This window comes from Streptomyces sp. NPDC058000, from assembly GCF_042886435.1.
GTDB lineage: Bacteria > Actinomycetota > Actinomycetes > Streptomycetales > Streptomycetaceae > Streptomyces.
On sequence record NZ_JBHVQS010000023.1, the window covers coordinates 1 to 24,869 of the forward strand.

19 protein-coding genes are annotated in these 24,869 nt (G+C 73.2%); 7 read left to right on the forward strand and 12 right to left on the reverse strand.

The annotated features are described in order from the left end of the window. Positions 1-170: 170 nt before the first annotated feature. Complete coding sequence (locus ACFVT2_RS22250) at positions 171-1,085, reverse strand: SDR family NAD(P)-dependent oxidoreductase (protein WP_390020495.1); 915 nt, start codon at positions 1,083-1,085, stop codon at positions 171-173. A 191-nt stretch (positions 1,086-1,276) separates the two neighbouring features. Between ACFVT2_RS22250 and ACFVT2_RS22255 the strand changes: the two genes are divergently transcribed. Beyond that, positions 1,277-2,203 carry a cyclase family protein gene (locus ACFVT2_RS22255; protein ID WP_390020498.1) on the forward strand — a complete coding sequence of 309 codons (927 nt, stop codon included), beginning with the start codon at positions 1,277-1,279 and terminating at the stop codon, positions 2,201-2,203. A gap of 261 nt (positions 2,204-2,464) precedes the next feature. Here the strand turns inward: ACFVT2_RS22255 and ACFVT2_RS22260 are convergent, their stop codons facing one another. The 3 genes from ACFVT2_RS22260 to ACFVT2_RS22270 form a co-directional block, all read right to left on the reverse strand. Next, positions 2,465-2,938 (reverse strand): ATP-binding protein, encoded by a 474-nt coding sequence (locus tag ACFVT2_RS22260; protein WP_390020500.1) that lies wholly within the window; start codon positions 2,936-2,938, stop codon positions 2,465-2,467. Between the two features lie 484 nt (positions 2,939-3,422). Then, entirely contained in the window at positions 3,423-4,382 is a 960-nt protein-coding gene (locus ACFVT2_RS22265) for an acyl-CoA dehydrogenase family protein (RefSeq protein ID WP_390020741.1), read from the reverse strand. A gap of 8 nt (positions 4,383-4,390) precedes the next feature. Further along, on the reverse strand, positions 4,391-5,620 hold the full coding sequence (locus tag ACFVT2_RS22270) for an acyl-CoA dehydrogenase family protein (RefSeq protein ID WP_390020503.1): 1,230 nt from the start codon (positions 5,618-5,620) through the stop codon (positions 4,391-4,393). A 265-nt stretch (positions 5,621-5,885) separates the two neighbouring features. Here ACFVT2_RS22270 and ACFVT2_RS22275 point away from each other — a divergent pair, with 265 nt between their 5' ends. Further along, a complete protein-coding gene (locus ACFVT2_RS22275; RefSeq protein ID WP_390020505.1) occupies positions 5,886-7,457 on the forward strand; it encodes a class I adenylate-forming enzyme family protein in 1,572 nt (523 codons plus the stop codon). Between the two features lie 41 nt (positions 7,458-7,498). Further along, entirely contained in the window at positions 7,499-8,707 is a 1,209-nt protein-coding gene (locus tag ACFVT2_RS22280; protein ID WP_390020507.1) for a winged helix DNA-binding domain-containing protein, read from the forward strand. Positions 8,708-8,728: 21 nt separating this feature from the next. On the opposite strand, the gene ACFVT2_RS22285 is transcribed toward ACFVT2_RS22280, so the two are convergent. Both ACFVT2_RS22285 and ACFVT2_RS22290 read right to left on the reverse strand, forming a co-directional pair. After that, positions 8,729-10,888: a serine/threonine protein kinase gene (locus ACFVT2_RS22285; RefSeq protein ID WP_390020510.1), complete on the reverse strand. Its 2,160-nt coding sequence runs from the start codon at positions 10,886-10,888 to the stop codon at positions 8,729-8,731. Between the two features lie 162 nt (positions 10,889-11,050). Continuing rightward, positions 11,051-13,141, reverse strand: a complete 2,091-nt coding sequence (locus tag ACFVT2_RS22290) for a serine/threonine-protein kinase (protein WP_390020512.1) — start codon at positions 13,139-13,141, stop codon at positions 11,051-11,053. Between the two features lie 188 nt (positions 13,142-13,329). On the opposite strand from ACFVT2_RS22290, the gene ACFVT2_RS22295 reads away from it, so the two are divergent. Beyond that, on the forward strand, positions 13,330-14,568 hold the full coding sequence (locus tag ACFVT2_RS22295) for a serine hydrolase domain-containing protein (protein WP_390020743.1): 1,239 nt from the start codon (positions 13,330-13,332) through the stop codon (positions 14,566-14,568). Between the two features lie 26 nt (positions 14,569-14,594). Here the strand turns inward: ACFVT2_RS22295 and ACFVT2_RS22300 are convergent, their stop codons facing one another. After that, positions 14,595-16,304 (reverse strand): glycerol-3-phosphate dehydrogenase/oxidase, encoded by a 1,710-nt coding sequence (locus ACFVT2_RS22300; protein ID WP_390020514.1) that lies wholly within the window; start codon positions 16,302-16,304, stop codon positions 14,595-14,597. Positions 16,305-16,554: 250 nt separating this feature from the next. Between ACFVT2_RS22300 and ACFVT2_RS22305 the strand changes: the two genes are divergently transcribed. Beyond that, positions 16,555-17,802: a nucleotide sugar dehydrogenase gene (locus ACFVT2_RS22305; protein WP_390020516.1), complete on the forward strand. Its 1,248-nt coding sequence runs from the start codon at positions 16,555-16,557 to the stop codon at positions 17,800-17,802. Between the two features lie 203 nt (positions 17,803-18,005). Here the strand turns inward: ACFVT2_RS22305 and ACFVT2_RS22310 are convergent, their stop codons facing one another. The 4 genes from ACFVT2_RS22310 to ACFVT2_RS22325 all read right to left on the reverse strand — a co-directional run bounded on the left by ACFVT2_RS22310 (position 18,006) and on the right by ACFVT2_RS22325 (position 22,350). Continuing rightward, on the reverse strand, positions 18,006-19,121 hold the full coding sequence (locus ACFVT2_RS22310; protein WP_390020518.1) for a GuaB3 family IMP dehydrogenase-related protein: 1,116 nt from the start codon (positions 19,119-19,121) through the stop codon (positions 18,006-18,008). Positions 19,122-19,211: 90 nt separating this feature from the next. Beyond that, positions 19,212-20,714 carry an IMP dehydrogenase gene (guaB, locus tag ACFVT2_RS22315; RefSeq protein WP_390020521.1) on the reverse strand — a complete coding sequence of 501 codons (1,503 nt, stop codon included), beginning with the start codon at positions 20,712-20,714 and terminating at the stop codon, positions 19,212-19,214. Positions 20,715-20,883: 169 nt separating this feature from the next. Next, positions 20,884-21,459, reverse strand: a complete 576-nt coding sequence (locus ACFVT2_RS22320; RefSeq protein ID WP_018538709.1) for a sigma-70 family RNA polymerase sigma factor — start codon at positions 21,457-21,459, stop codon at positions 20,884-20,886. A gap of 279 nt (positions 21,460-21,738) precedes the next feature. Further along, positions 21,739-22,350 carry a response regulator transcription factor gene (locus tag ACFVT2_RS22325; protein ID WP_003948568.1) on the reverse strand — a complete coding sequence of 204 codons (612 nt, stop codon included), beginning with the start codon at positions 22,348-22,350 and terminating at the stop codon, positions 21,739-21,741. A 383-nt stretch (positions 22,351-22,733) separates the two neighbouring features. Between ACFVT2_RS22325 and ACFVT2_RS22330 the strand changes: the two genes are divergently transcribed. After that, entirely contained in the window at positions 22,734-23,066 is a 333-nt protein-coding gene (locus ACFVT2_RS22330; RefSeq protein ID WP_016571318.1) for a WhiB family transcriptional regulator, read from the forward strand. 89 nt (positions 23,067-23,155) lie between these two features. Here ACFVT2_RS22330 and ACFVT2_RS22335 read toward each other — a convergent pair whose 3' ends face one another. Then, complete coding sequence (locus ACFVT2_RS22335) at positions 23,156-24,067, reverse strand: LysR family transcriptional regulator (protein ID WP_390020525.1); 912 nt, start codon at positions 24,065-24,067, stop codon at positions 23,156-23,158. Between the two features lie 78 nt (positions 24,068-24,145). Here ACFVT2_RS22335 and ACFVT2_RS22340 point away from each other — a divergent pair, with 78 nt between their 5' ends. Beyond that, complete coding sequence (locus ACFVT2_RS22340; RefSeq protein ID WP_390020528.1) at positions 24,146-24,817, forward strand: MOSC domain-containing protein; 672 nt, start codon at positions 24,146-24,148, stop codon at positions 24,815-24,817. Positions 24,818-24,869: the final 52 nt, after the last annotated feature.

Sequence of the window (24,869 nt, forward strand, 5' to 3'; positions counted from 1 at the left end):
CCGTCATTTATCCTTCTGCTGCCGCCACCCCCCCCACCCCGCAGACCCGGCACCGCACCCAACAGCCCCGCGCAGCGGCCCGGCGCCGCAGGCGCAAAAACGCGAACCCCCACGGCGGGCCAGCCGACCACGTGCGGCGCAAGCCAACCGCAAGCCAACCGCAGGCCCCACTACGAATTCGGCCGCTCCCCAGCCCCCGCAGCCCGCGCCATCTCCTCCAACTGCGTCAGCATCGGCATCGGGTCAACGCCGACCGACCCCGCCACCGCCTCGGCGACCCGCTCCGGCGTCCACCCGCCCCCGTCGGCGTAAACGGAGCGCAGCTCCCTCGGCTGGGCCCACACCGCGATCTTCGGCCCCGCCACGGTGTACACCTGGCCGGTGACCCCGTCGGCCCGCGCCCGTTCGCTCAGCAGGTAGACGACGAACGCCGCCACGTCCTCCGGTTCGCCGATCTCCTTCAGCTCCATCGGCACGTTCGCCGACATCCGCGTCCGGGCGACCGGTGCCACCGCGTTCGCCGTCACCCCGTACTTGTGCAGGCCGAGCGCCGCGCTGCGCACCAGCGAGATGATGCCGCCCTTCGCCGAGGCGTAGTTGGCCTGGGCGACGCTGCCCTGGTGGTTTCCGCTGGTGAAGCCGATCAGCGTGCCGGACTTCTGCTTGCGCATCACCGCCGCGGCGGCCCGGAACACCGTGAAGGTGCCCTTGAGGTGCGTGGCGACGACCGGGTCCCACTCCTCCTCGGACATGTTGAAGAGCATCCGTTCGCGCAGGATGCCGGCCACGCACACCACGCCGTCGATCCGGCCGTACTCGGCCAGCGCGGTGTCCACGATCCGTTGGCCGCCGGCCATCGTGGAGACGTCGTCGGCGACGGCCGTGGCCGTGCCACCCGCCGCCTCGATCTCCTTGACCACCGCCTCGGCCACCTCGCTGCTGGGTTCGCCGCCCTCGATGGAGACGCCGTAGTCGTTGACCACCACCTTCGCGCCCTCGGCGGCGGCCGCCAGGGCGACGGCCCGCCCGATGCCGCGGCCGGCCCCCGTGACGGCGACCACCTTGCCGGCCAAGAAGTTCCCCATGCCGCGCCCCTTCCCACGGTTTCTGACGGACCGTTAGATTTTTGAGCAGACGCGGTACGAGCACAAGACCCCGGACGCAACCCAGGGGCACAAGAGGGCGGGGCAAGCCACGACGGCACCGGCCAACCCACCGGCCGCACCCCGCCCTCGCCCCGAACCGAACCGCCCCCACCCGACGCCAAGGAGCACCCATGCCCCTGCCGCAGGAGTTCCACGACATCGCCCGGCGCGTCAACAACTGGGGACGCTGGGGCCCGGACGACGAGATCGGCACCCTGAACCTGATCACCCCGGAGGTGGTGCGCGCCGCCGCCGCGACCGTCCGCAGCGGCCTCCGCATCCCCCTCGCGCTACCGCTCCAACAGGACGGCGTCCAGACCGGCATGATCCCGGGGCGGGTCAACCCGCTGCACACCATGGTCGCCATCAACCACGAGATCTTCGGCCCGGGCACGGTCGCCACCTCCGACGACACCGTCACCATGGGCCTCCAGGCCGCCACCCACTGGGACGGCCTGACCCACGTCTCGCACTCCGGGCGGCTCTACAACGACCGGCCCGCCGACGCGATCACCGCGCACCGCGGCGCCACCGCGCTGGGCATCGAGAAGGCCAGCCCGATCACCTCCCGCGGCGTACTGCTCGACGTGGCCCGGGCGCACGGCACCGAGCGACTGCCGGGCGGGCACGCGGTCACGCCGGAGGACCTGGAGGCCGCCGAGGAGCTGGCCGGGACCACGGTCCGCTCCGGTGACGTCGTCCTGGTCCGGACCGGGCAGCTCCAGCACTACCTGGCCGGCGATCGGGAGGCGTACGCGTTCCCGTCGCCCGGGCTCTCGCTGCGCACCCCGGAGTGGTTCCACGCCCGCGGGGTCGCCGCGGTCGCCAACGACACCCTGACCTTCGAGATCTTCCCGCCGGAGGTCGAGGGCCTGTGGATGCCGGTGCACGCCCTGCACCTGGTCGAAATGGGCATGCTCCAGGGCCAGAACTGGAATCTGGAGGAGCTGTCGGCGGCCTGCGCGCAGGAGGGCCGCTACGCCTTCCTGCTGGCCGCGATGGCGGAGCCGTTCGTCGGCGGAACCGGCAGTCCGGTCGCGCCGGTGGCGGTGTTGTGAGGTCCGAGGCGGCGCCTCCGGCCAGCCGTCGACCCCGGGCCGGCCGGGTGGCGGCGCGCGCTGCGCGCCCCGAGCACGGCACCGCGGACCGCCACCCGGCTCCGGAATGCGATCCGCACTCGCCAAGGCCGCGGGCCATCGGCCCGACGCGACCTTGCCGTCCCCTCACGGCGCATCGCTTCCCCAAGCGTGATCACCAGGGCACGCCACGTCAACACCTGGTCTGGACTAATTCCGCGCCAGGCGAACCGATTCAGCGACCTACGCCCTATTTGTCGCGGCGCAAGCGGGGTCATACGCCCCCAGGTCCGCACCGGCCGTCATCAGCAGCGACTGCCCGCGGTCCACTTCGCACCAGATCCGCTTGCCGGCCCCCTCCGGCTGCCAGCCCCAGCGGTCCGCGAGGCCGTCGACCAGTTCCAGCCCCCGGCCGTTGGTGTCGTCACCGTCCGCGTGCCGGGGGCGGGGCGGCCGGGCGCTGGCGTCCACCACCTCGACCCGCACGGTGGCCACCACGGCACCGGTCCCCGAGAAGCACATACGGAGCCGGGCCGACGAGCCGGTGTGCACCACCGCATTGGTGACCAGCTCGGAGATCAGCAGGATCAGCGTCTCGGCGAGCGGCTCGTCCGCCCCTATGCCCGACCCTGCGAGCCTCGACCGGGCCCACTGCCGGGCCCGCCCCACTTCCGCGGGGTCGGGCCGCACTTCCAACTGCACCTGAAGCACCTGCACCGCTCACACCATCCGAACCGGCGGAAACATCGCCTCGCGCCTCCACGGAATCACGGTGCGTGACTCCGGCGAAGCACAGCATGGTTGACGTTCAGTCACCGCAACAACCGCTTCGGGCATATTCCAGCGCAAGGGAGTATGCGTGCGGCATACTGTGCGACGCACAGCGCGGGGAGTCGAACATGGGGGGTCATCGGGGCCCCGCCCGAGGCGAGCGGCGTGCAGTCGGTACCCCGGAGCCGTCCTTCCGACGGCACCGCGACCATTGCGCCACAGAACCACTCGCACCCCACGGAGCGTACCCGAGCACACCGCCGACTCCCGCGTGTGACGAGTCACGCCTAGGACACAACCCGATATCGACCCTCCGTGACCGCTTATGTGTGAGGCGTCCGATATTTCGCACACGGGCTGCCAGAGTCTGACATCGGCGGCGCGCTCGCGACGCTCCGTGATCTTCGACGAGCGCCGGCGCACCACCCCCTCACCCCACCAGCGCGTCCGCCAGTCGCTCCGTCGCCTCCCGCGCGCCGCCCCACGTCTCGGCCCGCAGCCAGGCCCGCTTGAGGTGCAGATGGACATCGGCCTCCCAGGTGAAGCCCATACCGCCGTGCACCTGGAGGCAGTCCCGGGCGTTGTGCACCGCGGCCTCGTCCGCCAGCAGTTTGGCGCCCGTGATGTCGAGGGCGTCCCCGGTCACCGCCGCCGCATAGACCGCGACGCGGGCCAGCTCGGCGCGGACCAGCATCCCGGCGCACAGGTGCTTGACCGCCTGGAAGGAGCCGATGGGCGCGCCGAACTGGGTGCGCTGCCGGGCGTGGGCGACCGCCATCTCCACCGTCCGCGCCGCGCTGCCCAGCTGCTGGGCGGCGGTCAGCAGGGCCGCCTCGCGGCGCAGCCGGGGCACGTCCAGGTCGTCGCAGGGGGTGGTGCGCGGGTGGTCGGTGACGCGGGCGAGCGGGGTGAGGGGGTCGACCGACGTGAAGGGGGCGCGGGTGACCTCGGCGGGCGCACTCCGGTGCGCCCGGCCGGTATGCCCCGGCGCACCCCCCTCCAGGAAGATCAACTCGTCGCAGTCGGCCGGGTGTTCCCACAGCACCGGGTCGGTCGAGTCGTCACACAGGGCGACGATCCGTTCACCGGTCGCCACCCCGTCCACCGCACCGGCCAGCAGGTGTCCGGCCACCAGCGGACCCGGCAGCAGTGCCCGGCCGGCCTCCTCGAAGACCAGGGCGGCCTCCGGCAGTCCCAGCCCGACGCCGCCCGCCGCCTCCGGGAGCCGTAGCGCGAAGAACCCGGCGTCGGCCAGTTGCCGCCACAGCGCGCGGTCCAACGCCGGGTCGTCGACGGCCGCGCGCAGCCGGTCCCGGTCGAAGCGGCCGGTCAGCAGCTCTCGGGTGCCGGCCCGCAACGCCCTTTGGTCCAGGCTGAGTTGGAAGTCCACCGGACCGTTCACCGCCCCTTCGGCAGGCCGAGGATCCGCTCGGCGACGATGTTCCGCTGGATCTGCGAGGTGCCCGCGGCGATGGTGTACGAGAGGGCCGAGAGCCGGTCGGCGACCCAGGGGTGCGTCGCGTCCAGCGCCTGCCCGCCGAGCACCTCGGCCGCCGCGTCGTAGAGCTCCTGGCGGGCGTGCGAATAGCGCAGTTTGAAGACCGAGCCGCCGATGCCGGGGACGCCGCCGGCCCGCCCCCGAGGTCTCGACGTCTCCCCCACGCTCGGCTTCGCTCGCGCGGGGGCACCCCCATGACCAGGGGGGACCCCCATTGCCTCGCTGACGTTCCACTGGGTCAGCCGCCACAGTGCGGCGAATTCGGCGTTCAGCCGGCCCAGTCGGCGGCGGAGCACGGCGTCGTCCCAGCGGCCGTTGGCGCGGGCGGCGCGGGCCAGTTCGGCGAGCACCCGGCGGCAGGCCACCACCTCGCCGACGAAGGCGGTGCCGCGTTCGAAGGAGAGCGTCACCATCGTCACCCGCCAGCCGTCGTGCTCGGCGCCGATGCGGTTGTCGACCGGGATCCGGACCTCGTCGAGGAACATCTCGGCGAACTCCGTGGAGCCGGCCAGCGTGCGCAGCGGTCGCACGGTCACCCCGGGGGCGTCCATCGGCATCGCCAGCCAGCTGATGCCGCGGTGCCGGGGGGCCTCCGGGTCGGTGCGGACGAGCAGTTCGCACCAGTCGGCGACCTCGGCGTGCGAGGTCCAGATCTTGGCGCCGGTCACCACGTAGGCGTCGCCGTCCCGGACCGCCCGGGTGCGCAGCGCGGCCAGGTCGGAGCCGGCGTCCGGTTCGCTGAAGCCCTGGCACCAGATCTCGTCGCCGCGCAGGATCGGCGGCAGCCAGCGGGCGCGCTGCGCGGCGGTGCCTTCGGCGGCGATGGTGGGGCCGGCGTGCAGCAGCCCGACGAAGTTGGCGCCGACGTAGGGCGCGCCGGCCTTCTCGGTCTCCTCCAGGAAGATCAGGTGCTGGGTGGGGGTGGCGCCCTGGCCGCCGGCGTCGGCGGGCCAGTGCAGGCCGGCGTACCCGGCGTCGTACAGCATCCGCTGCCAGGCCGCGTCGTAGGACCGCCGGCCGGGCCAGTCGGTGGCGGCGGGTTTCGGCGGCAGCTTCGGCAGCACCTCGGCGAGCCAGGTCCGCAGCCGGGCCCGGAAGGCTTCCTCCTCCTCGGTGAAGGTGAGGTCCACTAGCGGTCCCGGTGCGTCGTCGGGCGCCGGGTCCCGCGGCGGTCGGCGGGCGCGCCCGCCTGGTCGTCGGCGTCGGTGCCGCGCGGTGGCTCGGTCGGGTTCGCCATCGTTTCCCCTCGCCCCTGTCGGTCGTCCCGCACCCACGTAACTGATGGTGCGTCAGATTCGGTTCCAGGCTAGCCCCGGCCCCCTGGACCGACAAGGCATCGGCCCTTACCCTCGGACCTCGATCTGACGCATCGTCAGCAACGGGCTGGAGGCCCACATGACCGGCAGCACCATGTGGGACCTGGTCGCCTGGCGCGCCGCCCGCACACCGGACGCCACCGCCCTCATCCAGGGCGCGGAATCCGCCCGGGACGAGCGCCGGATCACCTTCGGCGGGCTGCGCGAACGCGCCGAACGGGTCGCCGCCGGACTGGCCGCACACGGCGTCCGCCCCGGCAGCCGGGTGGTCTGGCAACTGCCCACCCGGATCGAAACGGTGCTGGTCAGCCTGGCCCTGGCCCGGCTCGGCGCGGTACAGAGCCCGGTCCTGCCGCGCTACCGCGCACACGAGCTGGGCCAGGTGCTGCGCCGCACCCGCGCCGCCTTCTTCGTCGTACCCGGTGGGCCCGGCCGCCACCGCGACACCGGCCACACCGCGACGGCGCACCGCCTGGCCGCCGAGCTGCCCGCGCCACCGACCGTCATCGACGCGTACGCCCCCCTGCCGGACGGCGACCCGGCCACCCTGCCCCCGCCGCCCACCGACCCCGACGCACCCCGCTGGATCTACTGGACCTCCGGCACCAGCGCCGCCCCCCGCGGCGTGCTGCACACCGACCGCAGTCTGCGCACCGCCGGCGCCTGCCTGGCCGCGGCACTGCGCCTGGGCCCCGACGACGTCGGCTCGATGGCCTTCCCGTACGCCCACGTCGCCGGGCCCGACTACACCGTCATGCTGCTCACCCACGGCATCCCGGCCGTCCTCCTGGAGCACTTCGCACTGCCCGCCGCACTCGCCCCCTACCGCCGCCACCGGGTCACCGTGGCCGGCGGCTCCACCGCCTTCTACACCCTCTTCCTCACCGCCCAGCGCGCCCTGCCGCCGGGGCGGCGACTGCTGCCGGCACTGCGCCTACTGGCCGGCGGCGGCGCGCCCAAACCACCCGCGCTGTACCACGAGGTGGTGGCCGAGCTGGGCTGCCAGCTCACCCACGGCTACGCCCTCACCGAAGCCCCGATGGTCACCATGGGCGACCCGCACGACAGCGCCGAGCTGCTGGCCACCACCGACGGCCGGCCGCCCGCCGGGATGGAGATCCGGATCGCGCCGGAGAGCGGGGAGATCCTGCTGCGCGGCCCGGCCGTCTGCCGCGGCTACCTGGACGAACCGGACCCTCCCCCGTGCCCCGGGGACACGGGAGGCGACCCCTTCACCGCCGCCCCCTTCACCGCCGACGGCTTCCTGCGCACCGGCGACCTCGGGCACCTCACCCCCACCGGGCACCTCGTCATCACCGGCCGCCTCAAGGACATCATCATCCGCAAGGGCGAGAACATCTCCGCCCGGGAGATCGAGGACCTCCTCTACGACCACCCGGGCATCGCGGACGCCGCGGTCATCGGGCTGCCGGACCCCGAGCGCGGGGAACTGGTCTGCGCCGTGGTCGAACAGCCGCCGGGCGCACCGGAGTTGACGCTCGCCGCGGTCACCTCGCGACTGCTCGCCCAAGGACTCGCCCGGCACAAACTGCCGGAACGACTGGAGGTGCTGCCCGCCCTGCCGCGCGGAGCGACCCTGCGCAAGGTGCTCAAGCAGGAACTACGAGAACGGTTCGCGGCCCACTCGTAGCGGACAGAACTTGTCCTAGATGCCCACTACGGTCGGGCGCCATGAGCCACCCCGCACCCCGCACCCGGCCCCGGATCGACACCGCCCAGCGCCGCGCCCGGCTCGGCCGGCGGCATCTGCTCGCCCCCGACCGCCGGGCGGCCACCGCCGAAGAGACCGCCAACGCGGTCGTCGCCCTGCACGCCAGCGACCCGGCCACCGTCCACCTGGCGGCCGGCGCCCGACTGGCCGTCCCGGACCCCAAGGAGGTCGAGCGGGCACTGTACGAGGACCGGTCGCTGGTGCGGATGCTGTGCATGCGGCGCACCCTCTTCGCGATCGACGCGGAACTGGCACCGGTCATCGCGTCCTCCACCGCCCGGGCCGTCGCCGCCAAGGAACGGCGGGGCCTGGTCACGTGGGTCCGGGAGGGACTGGGGTGGGACGAACGGCGACTGGCGGAGGTGACGGACCGGACGCTGGCCGCACTGGCCGCCCGCGGCGAGGCGACCGCCGCGGACCTCTCCGCCGACGTGCCCGAGCTGCGCGCCACCATCGTGAACTCCCCCGGCAAGCCCTACGAGGCCACCGTCGCGGTCACCAGCCGGCTGCTGCGGACGCTGGCCGCCGAGGGCAGCATCCGCCGCAGCCGGCCGCGCGGCGGCTGGACCAGCAGCACCTTCCGCTGGGCACCCGGCACCGCGCTCGTCGACCTGGCGGCACCGCCGGCCCCCGAGGCGCGCGCCGCACTCGCCCGCCGCTGGCTCGCCGCCTACGGCCCGGCGACCGTCGAGGACCTCACGTGGTGGACCGGCTGGACGCGCACCGACACCCGGCACGCACTGGCCGCCCTCGGCGCCGTCGAGGTCACCCTGGACGACGGCGGCGGCAGCAGCACCGGGGTCGCGCTGCCCGACGACCTCGACCCCGTCCCGACGCCCGCACCGTGGGCCGCCCTGCTGCCCGGCCTCGACCCGACCGCGATGGGCTGGAAGGCCCGCGACTGGTACCTCGACCCGGCCATGACGCCCCGGCTCTTCGACCGCAGCGGCAACATCGGGCCGACGGTGTGGTGGAACGGCCGGATCATCGGCAGCTGGGCGCAGCGCCCCGACGGGGAGATCGCCTCGCACCTGCTGTCCGACGAGGGCGGCAGCGCCGCCGCCGAGGCGGTCGCGACGGAGGCGGCGCGGCTGGCGGCCTGGCTCGGCGACGTCCGCGTCACCCCACGCTTCCGCACCCCGCTGGAACGCGAACTGAGCACGCCATGACGGCCCGCAACAGCCCTTTTTTCAGGGCTGGTTGGGGCGGTAGGCGCTGCTCGCCTGGGCGTACAGCCGGTCCACCTCGGCGCGGCCGCCGTCCGGGCCGATGACCAGGACGAGGTGGTAGCACCCCTTGTCGATCATCGCGAGGTTGCGGGCGTAGAGCTGGTGGCCGCTGCCGTCCTTCCAGGTGAAGGTGGCCTCGGCCATCGCCGTCTGCCCGACGTCGATCCGCCGCCGCCCGGAGACCGACGACCAGCCGGCATCCCGGAACGGCGCCAACTCGGGCTCCTTGTCCAGCTGGTACGCCATCGGGTCGGTGCCGAACTGCGCGGTCGCATCGCGGCCCGGCACCACCAACAGCTCGTAGCCGCCGCCGGTGTAGCGCACCTGGCCGCGGTCCGCGTCGGCGTGGCGCTGCCAGCCCTTGCGCACCGCGATCTGGAACCCCAGGGGATCGGTACGCAGCACGAAACCGGGGGCGAGATCGCCGGGGGCGGTGGTCTGCGGCGCGCCGGTGCCCGGCGGGCGGCCGGCGCCCTTGCCGTCGTCGCCGCCCCCGCCCGGCGAGGGGGCGGGGCTGCGGCCGGGCCCCGCGCCCGAGGTGCCGGAGAGGTCCGCGCCGGACGGACCGCCCGCCGCGTCCGCCCCGGACTTCGGCAGGAACAGCACGGCGCAGGCGATGCCGGCCACCATCAGCAGCAGGATCGCGGTGAGCAGCACCCGGCCCAGGTTCCGCGGCCCCCGCCCGGGACGCCGCTGCGGCACCGGACCGACCCCGACCTGGCCCGGCAGCTCCACCGGCGCCTGCACCCCAACCGACGAACGCCCGGCGGACCGGGGGGCCTTGGGCGGGCGGGGCGCCACGGGCCGCCCGGCGGACCGGGCCGGGCCCGCCCGGAGCTTCTTCGGTCGCCGCTGGCGGACCAGCTCGCCCCGGCGCCGGAGGATCGGCAGCCGCCGCGGATCGGCGGGCCCGTCCCACGCGGGCAGGGACACCGTCCGGCGGCCCAGCTCCGGCTCCGGTGCCGTCCGCACCAGCCCCCGCAGCCGGCCGCGCAGCTCCTCGGCCCCCGGCCGCCCGGCCGGATCCGGGCACAGCAGCGCCTCGATGACGGGCCGCAGCACCCCGCCCTCCACGGCCTTCGCGGGCGCCTGCGCCCCCACCAGCCGCGCGAGCTCGACGGCGCTCTCCTCGGGGAACGGCGGACGGCCCTGCACCGCGCGGAACAGCAGGGCGCCCACCGCCCACAGATCCACGGCCGGCCCCAGCGGCGCCCCGGCCCGGTCCGTCGGCCCGGCCTGCTCCGGCGCCCAGCGCTCGGTCACCGCGCCGACCACCTGGAACCGCGCCTGCCGGGCCCGCTCGGCAGCGAGTCCGGTCAGGCCCGCGCCGACCGCACCACCGGCATCAGCACCACCCTCGGCCCCGGCGTCCCCGGCACCGCGCCCCGAGGCCGCCTTGGCCAACGAGACCTCCGCGGCCGGCGCCCTCGGCACCGGGTCGTACCCGCACAGCGCCTCCTGCGCCGCGCCGGCCGCCAAACCGGTCAGCACGGCCCGGCCGTCGTCACAGACCAGGACCGTCCGGGCGGTGATGTTCCGGTGGAGCCAGCCGTGCGCGTGCAGGGCTCGCACGGCGGTGAGCAGATCGGCGGCGATCTCCGCGGCGCGGTGCGGGCTCAGCGTCCGCCCGGCGAGCAGTGCGGACAGCGGGCGGGCGGGGAGCAGCTCCCCGACGATCCACAGGCTGCCGTCCTGCGCGAAGACGTCGAAGACCTGGTCGAGCAGCGGGTGGTCGGGGAGTTGGGCGGCGGCCGTCGCCGCCTGGAGGGCGCGCCGGACGACCGGGTCCTGGGGATCGCGCTCGGCACCCGCCGTGGCCCGCCGGCCGTGGCCCGCCACCCGGCCACCACTGCCGAAACCATCCTCCGCACGCCCGTCCGCCGGATACCCGTCCGCCCCGCCGCCGTCGCCCGCCATCACCTCGGCGTCCACCACCTCCGGCAGCGGCACCTGACGGATCAGCACTTCCTGCCCGCTGTAGGTGTCGAAGGCCCGGGTCTCGGCGCACCGGTCGGCGGCGGGGACGTCGAAACCGTCCGCCGCGGCGCCGGAACCTTCGGCGAACGGCCGCGCCGGCAGGCGGTAGCGCTCGGCGAGCACTCTCCCCGCGTACTCGTCCACGACGCGCCTCCCCTCAGCGTGCGCCGCTCCCGCCGGGGGCGGATGCGTACGACTGTGGACTTCTCACGATACGTGGCAGCACCGACAGTTGAGCCCGTCGGACCGCGTCGCGCGCCGTGTCCGTCCCCAGCGGCCGTGGGTCGGTCCGCCCGCCGCGGCGGGTCAGTCCTTCACCGCGAAGGTCCGGAAGGCGGTGTTCCGCAACTCCCGGCACTCCTTGTCGTCCCAGGCGCCCGCCTTGCAGGTGATCATGATGGCGTAGCCGTGGTTGTCGTCGGCGCGGAAGCCGCGGTTGAGCACCCGCACGTCCTCGCCGTGCTGCTGGCGGGTGAACGACCAGTCGGCGACGGTCGGGTAGCCGCGCCAGCCGATGGCCTTGATGCCCAGCAGGTGGTAGTTGTCGCTGGAGCCGGCCACGCTGGGTTCCTGACTGCGCCAGGAGGCCGCGGCGTCCTGGCCGGGCGAGTCGTTGTAGTCGACCTGGATGCGCGGGAAACCGCCGGAGGCGCTGTATATGGCGCCGGAGTTCTGCCCTGCCGTGTCGGTCTGCTTGAACCCCTTGGGCATCACCATGGCGAAGTGGAACCCGCCGTTGGTGACCTGCGCGAAGCCGTCCGGGACCGCCGCCCCGCCCTTCTTCCCGCCGTTGCCCCCCTTACCGCCCTTGTCGTCCGTGCCAGCGCCCGGCTTCGCCCCACCCGGGGTGGTGGCGCCGTCCGTGCCGGAGTCCTGGCTCGCGGCGGCCGACTGGGTCGCGTCCCGGCCCACGGCCGTGCCCTTGCCGCCCTTGCCGCTCTTGCCGGCGGAGTTACTGCCGTCACCACCGCTGAACGCCAGGGCCAGCAGCGTCCCGAGGACGACGACGACCACGACCACCCCGATGATCAACGTGCGGCGCGGGACGACATCGGTCACCGAGGCGCGCGGCGGGGCGGGACGGCCGTCCCCGTCGCCGGGTCTGGAATCGGACCGGGCCGCCGCGGCGGCGTTCCGCACCGACGTCAGGGCCGCCCGCACCCGCTCCTTGGCGGCGTCCGCGTCGAACCCGGGGCGGGCCGGGGAACCACCGTCGACGGTCTTGGCCGCGGCAGCGCCCTTGCCGGACTTGCCGTCCGTGCCGAACCTGCCGGACTCCCGCGCCGCCGCCGGCTTCGCCGCCGCACCGCCCTCGGCCGCCTTCCCCGCCGTGTTCTGCGCCGACTTCTGCGTCGCCTTCTGCGCCGTTCCGGACGCCGCACCGGACGCGGCGGCCGCCCCGACCGTCGGCTTCCCCTTCGGCTTCTTCGGCACCCGGGGCCTGGCGGTGCTCTTGGCGGGCTTGGCACCGGCCCGCTCCGCGGGCTCCGACTCCGCCGGCGCGGTGGGCAGCGTCATCGCCCGCGTCGCGTCCATCGGGGGCTCCGGCTTGGGCTCCGGGGCGTGGATGACCGCCAGCAGCAGCGCCCGCGCCCCGGCCTCGTCCAGCCGGCCCGCCGGGTCCTTCACCAGCAGGCCGTAGATGACGTCCTCCAGCGGCCCGGCGCTCTTGGGCTGCTCGACCGGTTCGGTCATCACGGCGGTCAGGGTGGCGATCGCCGAGCCCTTGTCGTACGGGGGAACGCCCTCGACGCACGCATACAGCAGGCCGCCCAGCGACCACAGGTCGGCGGGCGGGCCCGGCTTCTGGCCGCGGGCCCGCTCCGGCGAGATGTACGAGGGCGCGCCGACGAGCATGCCGGTCGAGGTCACCGAGGGGTCGCCCTCGACCTGTGCGATACCGAAGTCGGTGAGCACGACCCGGCCGTCGTCGGAGATCAGGACGTTGGACGGCTTCACATCGCGGTGCAGGATGCCCTGGCCGTGGGCGGCGCGCAGGACGTCGAGCACCGCGAGACCGACCTCGGCGGCGCGGCGCGGAGTGAGCGGGCCGTCGTCGCGGACGACCTCGGCCAGCGAGCGGCCCTCGACCAGTTCCATCACGATCCACGGCCGGTCGTCCTCGTCGACCACGTCGTAGACCGTCACCGCGCCGTTGTTGCGGATCCGGGCGATCGCCTTGGCCTCGCGCAGGGTGCGGGTGATCAGACGACGCTTCTCGTCCTCTTCGATACCGCCGGGGAAGCGCAGCTCCTTGACCGCGACCGTGCGGCCCAGCACCTCGTCGCCGGCCCGCCAGACGGTGCCCATTCCGCCCCGGCCGAGAACATCGGCGAGCCGGTACCGGCCGGCGAGCAGCCTGCCCTCCTTGCCGTCCATCTCGACCTCGTCGCCCACTGAATCCCCTCTGCAATCCAGCCGAGTTGGCAGCCTCGATTCTCCATCGATCACCAAACTGGCCCAACTCGGACAACCCACCCTGGCAGGGCCTTCATTCTCTCTCATCCGCGGCCGTGCGGAAGGCCCGGGTGGATGCCGGAGGGCGCCACCCACCCGTCATGATGACCCCGACGACGGGAGTTCTTTTGCCCCTCCGCCCGCACCGCCCGGCCGCGCCCGGCCCGCTGCGCTCCGCCACCCGCACCGTCCTGGCCGCCCTGGCCGCCCTGGTCCTGACGGCGTGTACGAGCACCCCGCGCGCCGCCGCGCCCTCCCCGGGAGCGTCCCGACCGCCGGCGACGACGACCGCGCTGCACCGCCTGGTGGCCGACGGCGCGCCCGGCGCGGCCGCGTTGGTCACCTGGGACGGCCACCTGGCCGCCTCGCAGTTCTCCGCGGTCGGCGTGGCCGACCTGCGCAGCGGCCGGAAGATGGGCCGCCTGGACCGCTTCCGGGCGGGCAGTCTCACCAAAACCCTCGTCGCGACGGTGGTCCTGCAACTCGTCGGGGAGGGCCGGCTCGGGCTGGACGACCACGTCGCGGACCACCTGCCGCCCGGAGTGCCGCGCACCGGCGCGGGCGGCGCGAACGATCTGCACCGGGTGACGATCCGCCAACTGCTCGACCATACGAGTGGCCTGTTCAACTACACCGCGGACCCCCACCTCGCCGAACAGCTGTCCGGCCCGGGCTTCCCGGCCCACCGCTACGACCGGTACACCCCGGTCGAGCTGCTGCGGATCGCGCTCGACCACCCGCCGACCGCCGCGTCCGGCGCCCTCCCCCATGGCCCCAAAGGCGTGGGAAGCGCCCCCTTCGCCTACTCCAACACCAACTACCTGGTCCTCGGCCTGGTAATCCAGGGCGTCACCGGGCACCCGTACGCCGACGAGCTGCGGCGCCGCATCCTGGCCCCGTTCGACCTGCGCGGCACCTCGTTCCCCGGCAACAGCCCGGCGCTGCCCGCACCGCACGGCCGCGGCTACTCCCGGATCGACGGCCACCGGGTGGACAGCACCGCCTTCAACCCCAGCCGGGCCGGCGCGGCCGGCGAGATGATCACCACCCTGGTCGACCTCAACCACTTCTTCGCCGCGCTGCTGGGCGGAAAACTCCTGGCACCCCGCCAGATGGCCCAGCTGCGCAGCGAGCGGGCCACCGGCGGCGCGTACGGCCTGGGCGTCTACGCCACCCGGCTGCCCTGCGGGGTGACGGTCTGGGGCCACAACGGCGACATCAACGGCTCGTACGCGCAGACCGCGGGCACCGCCGACGGCCGACACCTGGTCAGCTACCGGGTCAACACCGACACCCCGGCCGGCCGGACCGACGGCGCCGCCCTCCTGGCCGCCGAGTTCTGCGCGCCCCGCGGCCGACGAGGCTGAGCCGAGCGGCTGACGGCCCGACCCGCCTACGTCAGCGGCACGATGTCCGGAGCGCCCAGCCGGGCCGCATCGGCCGTCAGGTCGTCGGGCTGGCGCTGCGATTCGCGCTCCGCCTCCACCCGCTTCTCGTAGTGCGTGATCTCCTTCTCGATCTGCGCGCTGTCCCAGCCCAGGGCCGGCGCCATCAACTCGGCGGCCTCCCGGGCGCTGCGGGTACCGCGGTCGAAGGTCTCGATGGAGATCCGGGTACGCCGGGTCAGCACGTCGTCGAGGTGCCGGGCGCCCTCGTGCGTGCAGGCGTAGACCACCTCGGCACGCAGGTAGTCCTCGGCGGCGGCGAGCGGCCGGCCCAGCGAGGGGTCGGCCACCACCAGCTCCAACAGCTCCTCGGCCAGCGCCCCGTAACGGTTCAGCAGATGCTCTATCCGCGCCACGTGCAGACCGGTCCGGGCGGCGATCCGGGCCCGCGCGTTCCACAGCGCCCGGTAGCCCTCCGCGCCCGCCAACGGCACGTCCTCGGTGACGCACTCGGCGACCCGGGCGTCCAGCCCGTGCACCGCCTCGTCCACCGCGTCCTTGGCCATCACCCGGTACGTGGTGTACTTGCCGCCCGCGACGACCACCAGGCCCGGCACCGGGTGGGCGACCGTGTGCTCCCGCGACAGCTTGCTGGTGGCGTCCGACTCGCCGGCCAGCAGCGGCCGCAGCCCGGCATAGACGCCCTCCACGTCGTCCCTGGTGAGCGGGGTGGCGAGGACCGAGTTCAGATGCTCCAGCAGGTAGTCGATATCGGCGCTGGAGGCCGCCGGGTGCGCCTTGTCCAGGTCCCAGTCGGTGTCCGTGGTGCCGATGATCCAGTGCCGCCCCCACGGGATGACGAAGAGCACGCTCTTCTCCGTCCGCAGGATCAACCCGGTGCTGGAGTGGATCCGGTCCTTGGGGACGACCAGATGGATGCCCTTGGAGGCGCGGACGTGGAACTGGCCGCGCTCCCCGATCAGCGCCTGGGTGTCATCGGTCCACACGCCCGTCGCGTTGACGATCTGCCGGGCCCGGATCTCGTGCGCCACACCGCCCTCGACGTCCTGCACCCGCGCGCCGACCACCCGTTCGCCCTCGCGCAGGAAGCCCACCACCCGCGCCCGGTTGGCGACGTGCGCCCCGTAGGCGGCCGCGGTCCGCACCAGCGTGGTGACGTACCGCGCGTCGTCCATCTGCGCGTCGTAGTACTGCAACGCGCCGACCAGCGCGTCCTTCCGCAGACAGGGCGCCACCCGCAGCGCCCGGCGGTGCGAGAGGTGGCGGTGGACGGGCAGTCCCCGACCGTGTCCGGACGAGACCGACATCGCGTCGTAGAGCGCCACGCCGGAGCCGGCGTACCAGCGCTCCCAGCCCTTGTGCTGGAGCGGATAGAGGAACGGGACCGGTTTGACCAGGTGGGGCGCCAGCCGCTGGATCAGCAGCCCGCGCTCCTTCAACGCCTCCCGCACCAGCGCGAAGTCCAGCATCTCCAGATACCGCAGGCCGCCGTGGATGAGCTTGCTCGACCGGCTGGAGGTGCCCGACGCCCAGTCACGGGCCTCGACCAGTCCGGTGTCCAGCCCGCGGGTCGCGGCGTCCAGGGCGGTGCCGGCGCCGACGACGCCGGCGCCGACCACCAGCACGTCCAGTTCCCGCTCCGCCATCTGGGTGAGTGCCTTGGCGCGCTGCGCCGGTCCGAGTGTCGCTGTCTTCACCACTGCCTCCCGCTGTGATTCGGAGCTGGACCCCCCGTCCGTCGATTCTGTCCGCGCTTGGTTCCGGCAACCGCCTTCCGCTCACGGTGGCAACACCCGGCCACCTTGATCCACCAATACCCATTCTGGGTCAAATATCCGCTTAGTCTACTTATGCCCCTTTGGTAGCCGGTGCGTCCGCGCGACTCCCGACCGCCACGAGGACACCGCGCAGGGCCCCACACACTCGCTCGGGAAGGACGGCCGCAGCATGCCCGCAGACCTCGCCGTCATCGGACTCGGTCACCTGGGTCTCCCCCTCGCCCAGGCCGCCACCGCCGCCGGCCTCACCACCATCGGCTACGACCCCGATCCCCGCGCGGCCGCCCTCCCCGGCGCCGGCGGCCCGCTGTCCACCACCGAGGTCCGCCGGCTGCTCGCCGCCGGCTTCCGCACCACCACCGACCCCGGCGCCCTGGGCCGGGTCCGCACCGCCGTCCTCTGCGCCCCCACCCCGCTCAACGAGGACCGCACCCTGGACCTGTCCGCCCTAGCCGACGCCGCCCGCACCCTGGCCACCCGGCTGCGCCCGCACACCACCGTCATCCTCGAATCCGCCGGCTACCCGGGCACCACCGAGAACGTCCTCCGCCCCCTCCTCGAAGCGGGCTCCGGCCTCACCGCCGGCCGCGACTTCCACCTCGCCTGCTCCCCCGCCCGCCACGACCCCGGCAACCGCACCCACCGCTACCGCAACACCCCCAAGGTCATCGGCGGCCTCACCCCCGCCTGCACCGAAGCCGCCGCCGCCTTCTACAGCCGGCTCACCGACAAGGTGGTCCGCGCCCGCGGCCCCCGCGAGGCGGAGACCGCCCACCTGCTGGAGACCAACTACCGGCACATCAACATCGCCCTGATGAACGAGATGGCGGTCTACTGCCACGAGATCGGCGTCGACCTGTGGGACGTCATCCGCTGCGCCGAAACCAAGCCGTTCGGCTTCCAGTCCTTCCGCCCCGGCCCCGGCGTCGGCGGCCACGCCGCCCCCATCGACCCCAACCACCGCCCCCCACGCAGCCGTTCGGCCGGCGCACCGCTCCGGATGGTGGAACTCGCCCAGGAAATCAACGACCGGATGCCGGCCTACGTCATCCAGCGCTGCACCACCCTCCTGAACGAACACGGCAAATCCGCCCGCGGCGCCCGGATCCTGCTGCTCGGCGTCACCTACAAACCCGACCTGGCCGACCTGGCCGGCACCCCGGCCCGCGAGGTCGCCGCCCGCCTGCGCGACCTGGGCGCCCACCTCACCTACCACGACCCCTACGTCCCCCAGTGGGAGGTCCACGGCCGCCCGGTCCCCCGCGCCGAATCCCTCTACGAGGCCGCCTCCGCCGCCGACCTGACGGTGCTGCTCCAGCCCCACCGCACGTACGACCTCCAGGGCCTGGCCGTCAAGGCACAACTCCTCCTGGACACCCGCGGCGCCACCCCCACCGGCGCCGCCCACCGCCTGTAAACACAAAACCCGGCCGCGCCGAGGCACAGCCGGGTCTTCGTTCCTTCCCCCCACCGGGGCGCGGGGCCCGCACGATACGGAAGGGGTCAGGGCCCCCGGAACCCACCACACGCCGGGGCCCCCACCCCAACCTCCCCCGCTCCCGCCGAAGGCGGGTCAAGAACACGGACGAGGCACGGCGGGAAACCCGGCAACGTGGGAAACTACCGCCGCGGCGCGACCGTGACCTCCACCCGCTGGAACTCCTTCAACTCGGAGTAGCCCGTGGTGGCCATCGCCCGGCGCAGCGCGCCGAAGAAGTTCATCGAGCCGTCCGGCGTCGTCGAGGGACCGCACAGGACCTCCTCGGTCGTGCCGACCACGCCCAGGTCCATCCGCTTGCCGCGCGGCACGTCCTCGTGGACCGCCTCCATGCCCCAGTGGTGGCCGCGGCCCGGCGCGTCCGTCGCCCGCGCCAGCGGCGAGCCCATCATCACCGCGTCCGCACCGCAGGCGATCGCCTTGGGCAGGTCGCCGGAGTAGCCCACGCCGCCGTCGGCGATCACGTGCACGTACCGGCCTCCGGACTCGTCCATGTAGTCCCGGCGGGCGGCGGCGACATCGGCCACCGCGGTCGCCATCGGCACCTGGATGCCCAGGACGTTGCGGGTGGTGTGCGCGGCCCCGCCGCCGAAGCCGACCAGCACGCCTGCCGCGCCGGTCCGCATCAGGTGCAGCGCCGCGGTGTACGTCGCACAGCCGCCGACGATCACCGGCACGTCCAGCTCGTAGATGAACTGCTTGAGGTTCAGCGGCTCGGCGGCGCTGGAGACGTGCTCGGCGGAGACCGTCGTGCCGCGGATCACGAAGATGTCCACACCGGCGTCCACGACCGCCTTGGAGAACTGCGCGGTGCGCTGCGGGGAGAGCGCGGCGGCGGTGACCACACCGGCCTCGCGCACCTCCTTGATCCGCTGCCCGATCAGCTCCTCCTTGATCGGCGCGGCGTAGATCTCCTGGAGCCGCTTGGTGGCGGCGGTGCCGTCCAGCTCCGCGATCTCCGCCAGCAGCGGCTCCGGGTCCTCGTAGCGGGTCCACAGCCCTTCGAGGTTGAGCACCCCGAGACCGCCCAGCTCACCGATGCGGATCGCGGTCTGCGGCGAGACCACCGAGTCCATCGGGGCCGCCAGGAACGGCAGCTCGAAGCGGTAGGCGTCGATCTGCCAGGCGATCGAGACCTCCTTCGGGTCGCGGGTGCGCCGACTGGGTACGACGGCGATGTCGTCGAACGCGTATGCCCGGCGGCCGCGCTTGCCGCGCCCGATCTCGATCTCAGTCACTGGTTCTGCCTTCCTACGGATACGCCCCCAGTATCCCCGACGGGGAAGACTGGGGGCGCATCCGGCCGTCACTCCGCGAAGAGTGCCGCATCAGCTCCGCGCGTAGTTGGGGGCTTCGGTGATCATCTGGACGTCGTGCGGGTGGCTCTCCTTCAGGCCCGCCGCGGTGATCCGCACGAACCGGCCCTTCTCCTTGAGCTCGGGGATGTCGGCCGAGCCGACGTAGCCCATGGAGGCACGCAGACCGCCGACGAGCTGGTGCGCGACCGAGGCCAGCGGGCCGCGGTAGGGCACCTGGCCCTCGATGCCCTCCGGCACCAGCTTGTCCTCGGAGAGGACGTTGTCCTGGAAGTAGCGGTCCTTCGAGAACGACCGGGCCTGGCCGCGCGACTGCATCGCACCCAGCGAGCCCATGCCCCGGTAGGACTTGAACTGCTTGCCGTTGACGAAGACCATCTCGCCCGGCGACTCCTCGCAGCCGGCCAGCAGCGAACCCAGCATGACGGTGTCCGCACCGGCGGCGATCGCCTTGGCGATGTCACCGGAGTACTGCAGACCACCGTCGCCGATCAGCGGCACGCCCGCCGCGTGGCACGCCTTCGCGGCCTCGTAGATCGCGGTGACCTGCGGGACGCCGATACCGGCGACCACCCGGGTGGTGCAGATGGAGCCGGGGCCGACGCCGACCTTCACCCCGTCCACGCCCGCGTCGATCAGCGCCTGGGCGCCCTCGCGGGTGGCGACGTTGCCGCCGACGATGTCCACGCTGATGTTGGACTTGATCTTGGCGATCATGTCGAGGATGCCGCGGCTGTGACCGTGCGCACTGTCCACGACCAGGAAGTCCGCGCCGGCCTCGACCAGCGCCTGGGCCCGGTCGTAGGCCGCGTCGCCGACGCCCACCGCGGCACCAACGATCAGCCGGCCCTCGGCGTCCTTGGCGGCGTTCGGGTACTTCTCCGCCTTGACGAAGTCCTTGACGGTGATCAGGCCCTTGAGCACGCCCGCGTCATCGACCAGCGGCAGCTTCTCGATCTTGTGGCGGCGCAGCAGCTCGATGGCGTCCTCGCCCGAGATGCCGACCTTGCCGGTGACCAGCGGCATCGGCGTCATGACCTCGCGGACCTGACGACTGCGGTCCATCTCGAAGGCCATGTCGCGGTTGGTCACGATGCCCAGCAGCTTGCCCACGCCATCGGTGACCGGCACCCCGCTGATCCGGAACTTGGCACAGAGGGCGTCCGCCTCGGTCAGCGGCGCGTCCGGCCGGACCGTGATCGGGTCGGTGACCATCCCGGACTCGGAGCGCTTTACCAGGTCGACCTGGTTGGCCTGGTCCTCGATCGACAGGTTGCGGTGCAGGACGCCCGCACCGCCCTGACGCGCCATGGCGATCGCCATCCGCGCCTCGGTGACCTTGTCCATCGCGGCTGAGAGCAGCGGGATGTTCACCTGGACGTTCCGCGAGACGCGGGACGCGGTGTTCACGGTGTTGGGCAGCACCTCCGACGCGCCGGGCAGCAGCAGCACGTCGTCGTATGTCAGCCCGAGCATGGCGAATTTGGCGGGCATACCCTCGACGTTGTCACTCATGACACCTTCCCCAATGCTCTTGCCTCAGCGCGGACTCCCATGCTAACGGCCTTGTAGAGTGTCCCAACCCACGAGCAATGAGGGGCTCGTCACTCGTACTTTCCTACGGTGATTTCCCGCCGCGGAACGGGCCGGACGGCACTCCATCGGACTCCGCACTCTCCGCGGACTACTGCTCGGCCAGCGCCCGCAGCCTGCTCAGGGCACGGTGCTGGGCGACCCGCACCGCACCGGGTGACATCCCCAGCATCTGCCCGGTCTCCTCGGCCGTCAGCCCCACCGCCACCCGCAGCAGGACCAGCTCCCGCTGGTTCTCCGGCAGATTGGCCAGCAGCTTCTTGGCCCATTCGGCGTCGCTGCTCAGCAGCGCCCGCTCCTCGGGACCCAGCGAATCGTCCGGCTGCTCGGGCATCTCGTCCGACGGCACGGCCGTACTGCCGGGATGCCGCATCGCGGCCCGCTGGAGATCGGCGACCTTGTGACCGGCGATGGCGAAGACGAACGCCTCGAAGGGCTTCCCGGTGTCGCGGTAGCGGGGCAGCGCACACAGCACCGCGACACAGACCTCCTGCGCCAGGTCCTCGACGAAGTGCCGGGCGTCGCCGGGCAGCCGGGAGAGCCGGGTGCGGCAGTAGCGCAGGGCCAGTGGGTGGACGTGGGCCAGCAGGTCATGGGTAGCCTGCCGATCCCCCTCGACGGCGCGTGCGACGAGAGCGCCGATCTCCTGCTTCCCGTCATCGCGCATCGGTCCATGGTGCCTTGACGGCGAACGATCCGCGGCATCAGGTCCACGCTTGTGCGCCGAAGCGTTATGCGCGGCAGGTGCGCCGGCTGTCATCTCCTGCGCCCTCCCCTCGTGCCCGACCGACCCGTCCCCGAGGAACTCCATGCCTCAAGCATGCGGCACCGCGCGGGGAATCGGGCCGCCGTGGCACCGGGCGGCGTGCGGGGCATCATGCCGCCCCGCCCGCCACAGGGCGGGCGGGGATCTTCATTCCCCCGCATCGCTGCACGTCACGACGGTTCAGCGGACCAGACCCCAGCGGAAGCCGAGCGCCACCGCATGCGCCCGGTCGGAGGCGCCCAGCTTCTTGAAAAGCCGCCGCGCGTGCGTCTTGACGGTGTCCTCGGAGAGGAACAGCTCACGTCCGATCTCGGCGTTGGAGCGGCCGTGACTCATGCCCTCCAGTACCTGGATCTCCCGGGCGGTGAGGGTCGGCGCGGCACCCATCTCGGCGGACCGCAGCCGGCGTGGGGCGAGCCGCCACGTCGGGTCGGCCAGGGCCTGGGTCACCGTCGCGCGCAGTTCGGCGCGCGAGGCGTCCTTGTGCAGATATCCGCGGGCGCCGGCGGCGACCGCCAGCGCGACCCCGTCCAGGTCCTCGGCCACCGTGAGCATGATGATCCGGGCACCGGGGTCGGCGGACAGCAGCCGGCGTACGGTCTCGACACCACCGAGGCCGGGCATCCGCACATCCATCAAAATCAGATCCGAGCGGTCGGCCCCCCAGCGGCGGAGGACCTCCTCGCCATTGGCCGCGGTGGTCACGCGCTCGACACCGGGCACGGTCGCAACCGCCCGTCGAAGCGCCTCTCGGGCAAGCGGGGAGTCGTCGCAGACGAGGACGGATGTCATGACCGTCCTCCGCAGCTGATGCGCGTCACCTTGAGCCTCCAGGCTGGTACGTATCGTCACCTGGGCGATCGACCAACCCTTTCGGACACCTGCCCGAGGGCTACCTCTGTCAACCGCCTCCGCACACTCAACGACGGTCACTCGAAAGAGTTACGGCTTCGGTGACCGAGTTCAGCACGCTCCGTGAGGAGCCGGATACGCAGACGACTCGCTGAGCAGTCGGCATCCGCGCGTGCACCCTATGCCCTATTTGGCTCTGTTTCTTCCATTTTCGCGTTGACTGCGACTAGATTCGCAATGAGTCATATTTACATCTACTTAGACAGTAGATGTACCGTCGTGAGCACCGAGCCCGACGCGCATCGCTTCCGAGGGGACAAGCAATGGCAGATTTCTCCCGCCTCCCGGGCCCGAACGCAGACCTCTGGGACTGGCAGCTGCTGGCCGCCTGCCGCGGCGTGGACAGCTCGCTCTTCTTCCATCCCGAGGGCGAGCGGGGGGCGGCCCGCAGCGCGCGGGAGGCGTCGGCGAAGGAGGTGTGCATGCGCTGCCCCGTGCGGGCCCAGTGCGCGGCGCACGCGCTGGCCGTCCGCGAGCCCTACGGCGTCTGGGGCGGCCTCACCGAGGACGAACGCGAGGAGCTGATGGGCCGGGCCCGCCACCGGATGGTCCCGGCCAGTTCACTGCCCGGCCACGCGAGCATGCCGGGCGCCTGACCGTCGCCACGAATCACCGTTCGAAGAAACGTTCCTGCACGGCTCAGGGTCCCGGCCCTCGGGCCCCTGACCCTCCGGGTCCGCGACGGTCACCGCCCCGCGGCGTCCGCCAGCTGGTCCAGCATCGCCCCGACCGCGGGCACATGCGCCAGGTCCGGCAGTGTGAGCGCGACGATCTCGCGGTGCACGGGCGGCTCCATCCGCACCGTCGCCGCCCCCTTGGGCCGCACCGACTCCAGGGTCAGCTCCGGCAGCGCCGCGACCCCCAGCCCCGCCCCGACCAGCCCGATCACCGCCGGATAGTCGTCGGTGGCGAAGTCGATGCGCGGGGTGAACCCGGCACGCTCGCAGACCTCGACCAGATGCGTGCGGCAGCGCGGGCAGCCCGCGATCCACGGCTCGTCGGCCAGGTCCGCGAAGCACGCGGTACCGGCCTTCGCCAGCCGGTGCCCCTCCGGCACCAGCCCGATCAACCGGTCCGACAGCACCGGCCGGACCACCAGGTCCGCCCACTCAGCCCCGGCGGACGGATCCGCGCCGCGCACCTCCGGGTAGCGGAAGGCCAGCGCGATCTCGCAGTCGCCGTTCCGCAGCAGTTCGATCGAGCGCGGCGGCTCGGCCTCGTCCAGCGACACCCGGACCCTCGGGTGCGCGGCCCGCATCCTGGCCAGCGCGGTCGGCACCAGCGTGGAACTCCCCGACGGGAACGACACCAGCCGCACCCGCCCCGCGCGCAGGCCCGCGATCGCCGCGACCTCCTCCTCGGCCGCGGTGAGCCCCGCCAGGATGCCGGCCGCGTGCCGGACCAACGCCTCGCCCGCCTGCGTCAGGCGCATCTCGCGCCCGGCGCGCACCAGCAGCGGGGTGCCGACGGACTGTTCCAGGGCCTTCATCTGCTGACTGACCGCGGGCTGGGTGCATCCCAACTCCCGCGCGGCGGCGGAGAAGGAACCGGTCCGGTCGACGGCGCGCAGTACCCGTAGATGGCGAGCTTCGATCACGACTCAAGCATAAGCGAATCTTGGACAGATCGTGAAAAATCGAATGACGGCTTTTGCCGGGTGTCCTACCGTACGGTCATGAACGCGAAGCTGCTGACCGTGAACGTGGGGCGGGCCTTCGCCGCCCCTTACACCTCCGCCGAGGGCGGCACCGGCATCGACAAGCGCCCGGTGGGCGGGCCCGTGGCGGTGACCGCCCCCGGCCCCAAGGGCACCGGCGGCAGCGGCCTCGCGGGCGACGCGGTGGTCGACCTGCGTCACCACGGCGGTGACGACCAGGCCGTCTACGCCTACGCCCGCGAGGACCTCGACGACTGGCAGCGGCAGTTGGACCGCGAGCTGGCCAACGGCGCCTTCGGCGAGAACCTCACCACCACCGGCCTGGAGGTCACCGACGCCCGCATCGGCGAACGCTGGCGCGTCGGGGCCGACGTGCTGCTGGAGGTCACCTCACCCCGGATCCCCTGCCGCACGTTCCAGGGCTGGCTGGACGAACGCGGCTGGATCAAGCGGTTCACCGAGGCCGCGGTGCCCGGCGCGTACCTGCGGGTCCTGGAAGCCGGCGAGATCCGCGCCGGCGACACCGTACGCGTCGAGCACCGGCCCGAGCACGACATCACCATCGCGCTGATGTTCCACGCCCTCACCACCCGGCGCGCACTGCTGCCGCGCCTCCTGGAGGCGGGCGAACCCCTGCCGGAGGAGGCCCGGACGGCAGCGGTGAAGTACCTGGAGCACACGGCGAACTGACGGCACGGGGCCCCCGGGGCGGATCGCCCCGGGGGCGGTCCGTCATCAACTC

Bases quoted from the DNA above. Each gene is read 5' to 3' on its own strand.
- guaB (WP_390020521.1), bottom strand. From the start codon at position 20,714: ATGAGTGACAACGTCGAGGGTATGCCCGCCAAATTCGCCATGCTCGGG.
- ACFVT2_RS22330 (WP_016571318.1), top strand. From the start codon at position 22,734: ATGGCAGATTTCTCCCGCCTCCCGGGCCCGAACGCAGACCTCTGGGAC.
- ACFVT2_RS22280 (WP_390020507.1), top strand. From the start codon at position 7,499: ATGAGCCACCCCGCACCCCGCACCCGGCCCCGGATCGACACCGCCCAG.
- ACFVT2_RS22305 (WP_390020516.1), top strand. From the start codon at position 16,555: ATGCCCGCAGACCTCGCCGTCATCGGACTCGGTCACCTGGGTCTCCCC.
- ACFVT2_RS22255 (WP_390020498.1), top strand. From the start codon at position 1,277: ATGCCCCTGCCGCAGGAGTTCCACGACATCGCCCGGCGCGTCAACAAC.
- ACFVT2_RS22325 (WP_003948568.1), bottom strand. From the start codon at position 22,350: ATGACATCCGTCCTCGTCTGCGACGACTCCCCGCTTGCCCGAGAGGCG.
- ACFVT2_RS22320 (WP_018538709.1), bottom strand. From the start codon at position 21,459: ATGCGCGATGACGGGAAGCAGGAGATCGGCGCTCTCGTCGCACGCGCC.
- ACFVT2_RS22250 (WP_390020495.1), bottom strand. From the start codon at position 1,085: ATGGGGAACTTCTTGGCCGGCAAGGTGGTCGCCGTCACGGGGGCCGGC.
- ACFVT2_RS22340 (WP_390020528.1), top strand. From the start codon at position 24,146: ATGAACGCGAAGCTGCTGACCGTGAACGTGGGGCGGGCCTTCGCCGCC.
- ACFVT2_RS22275 (WP_390020505.1), top strand. From the start codon at position 5,886: ATGACCGGCAGCACCATGTGGGACCTGGTCGCCTGGCGCGCCGCCCGC.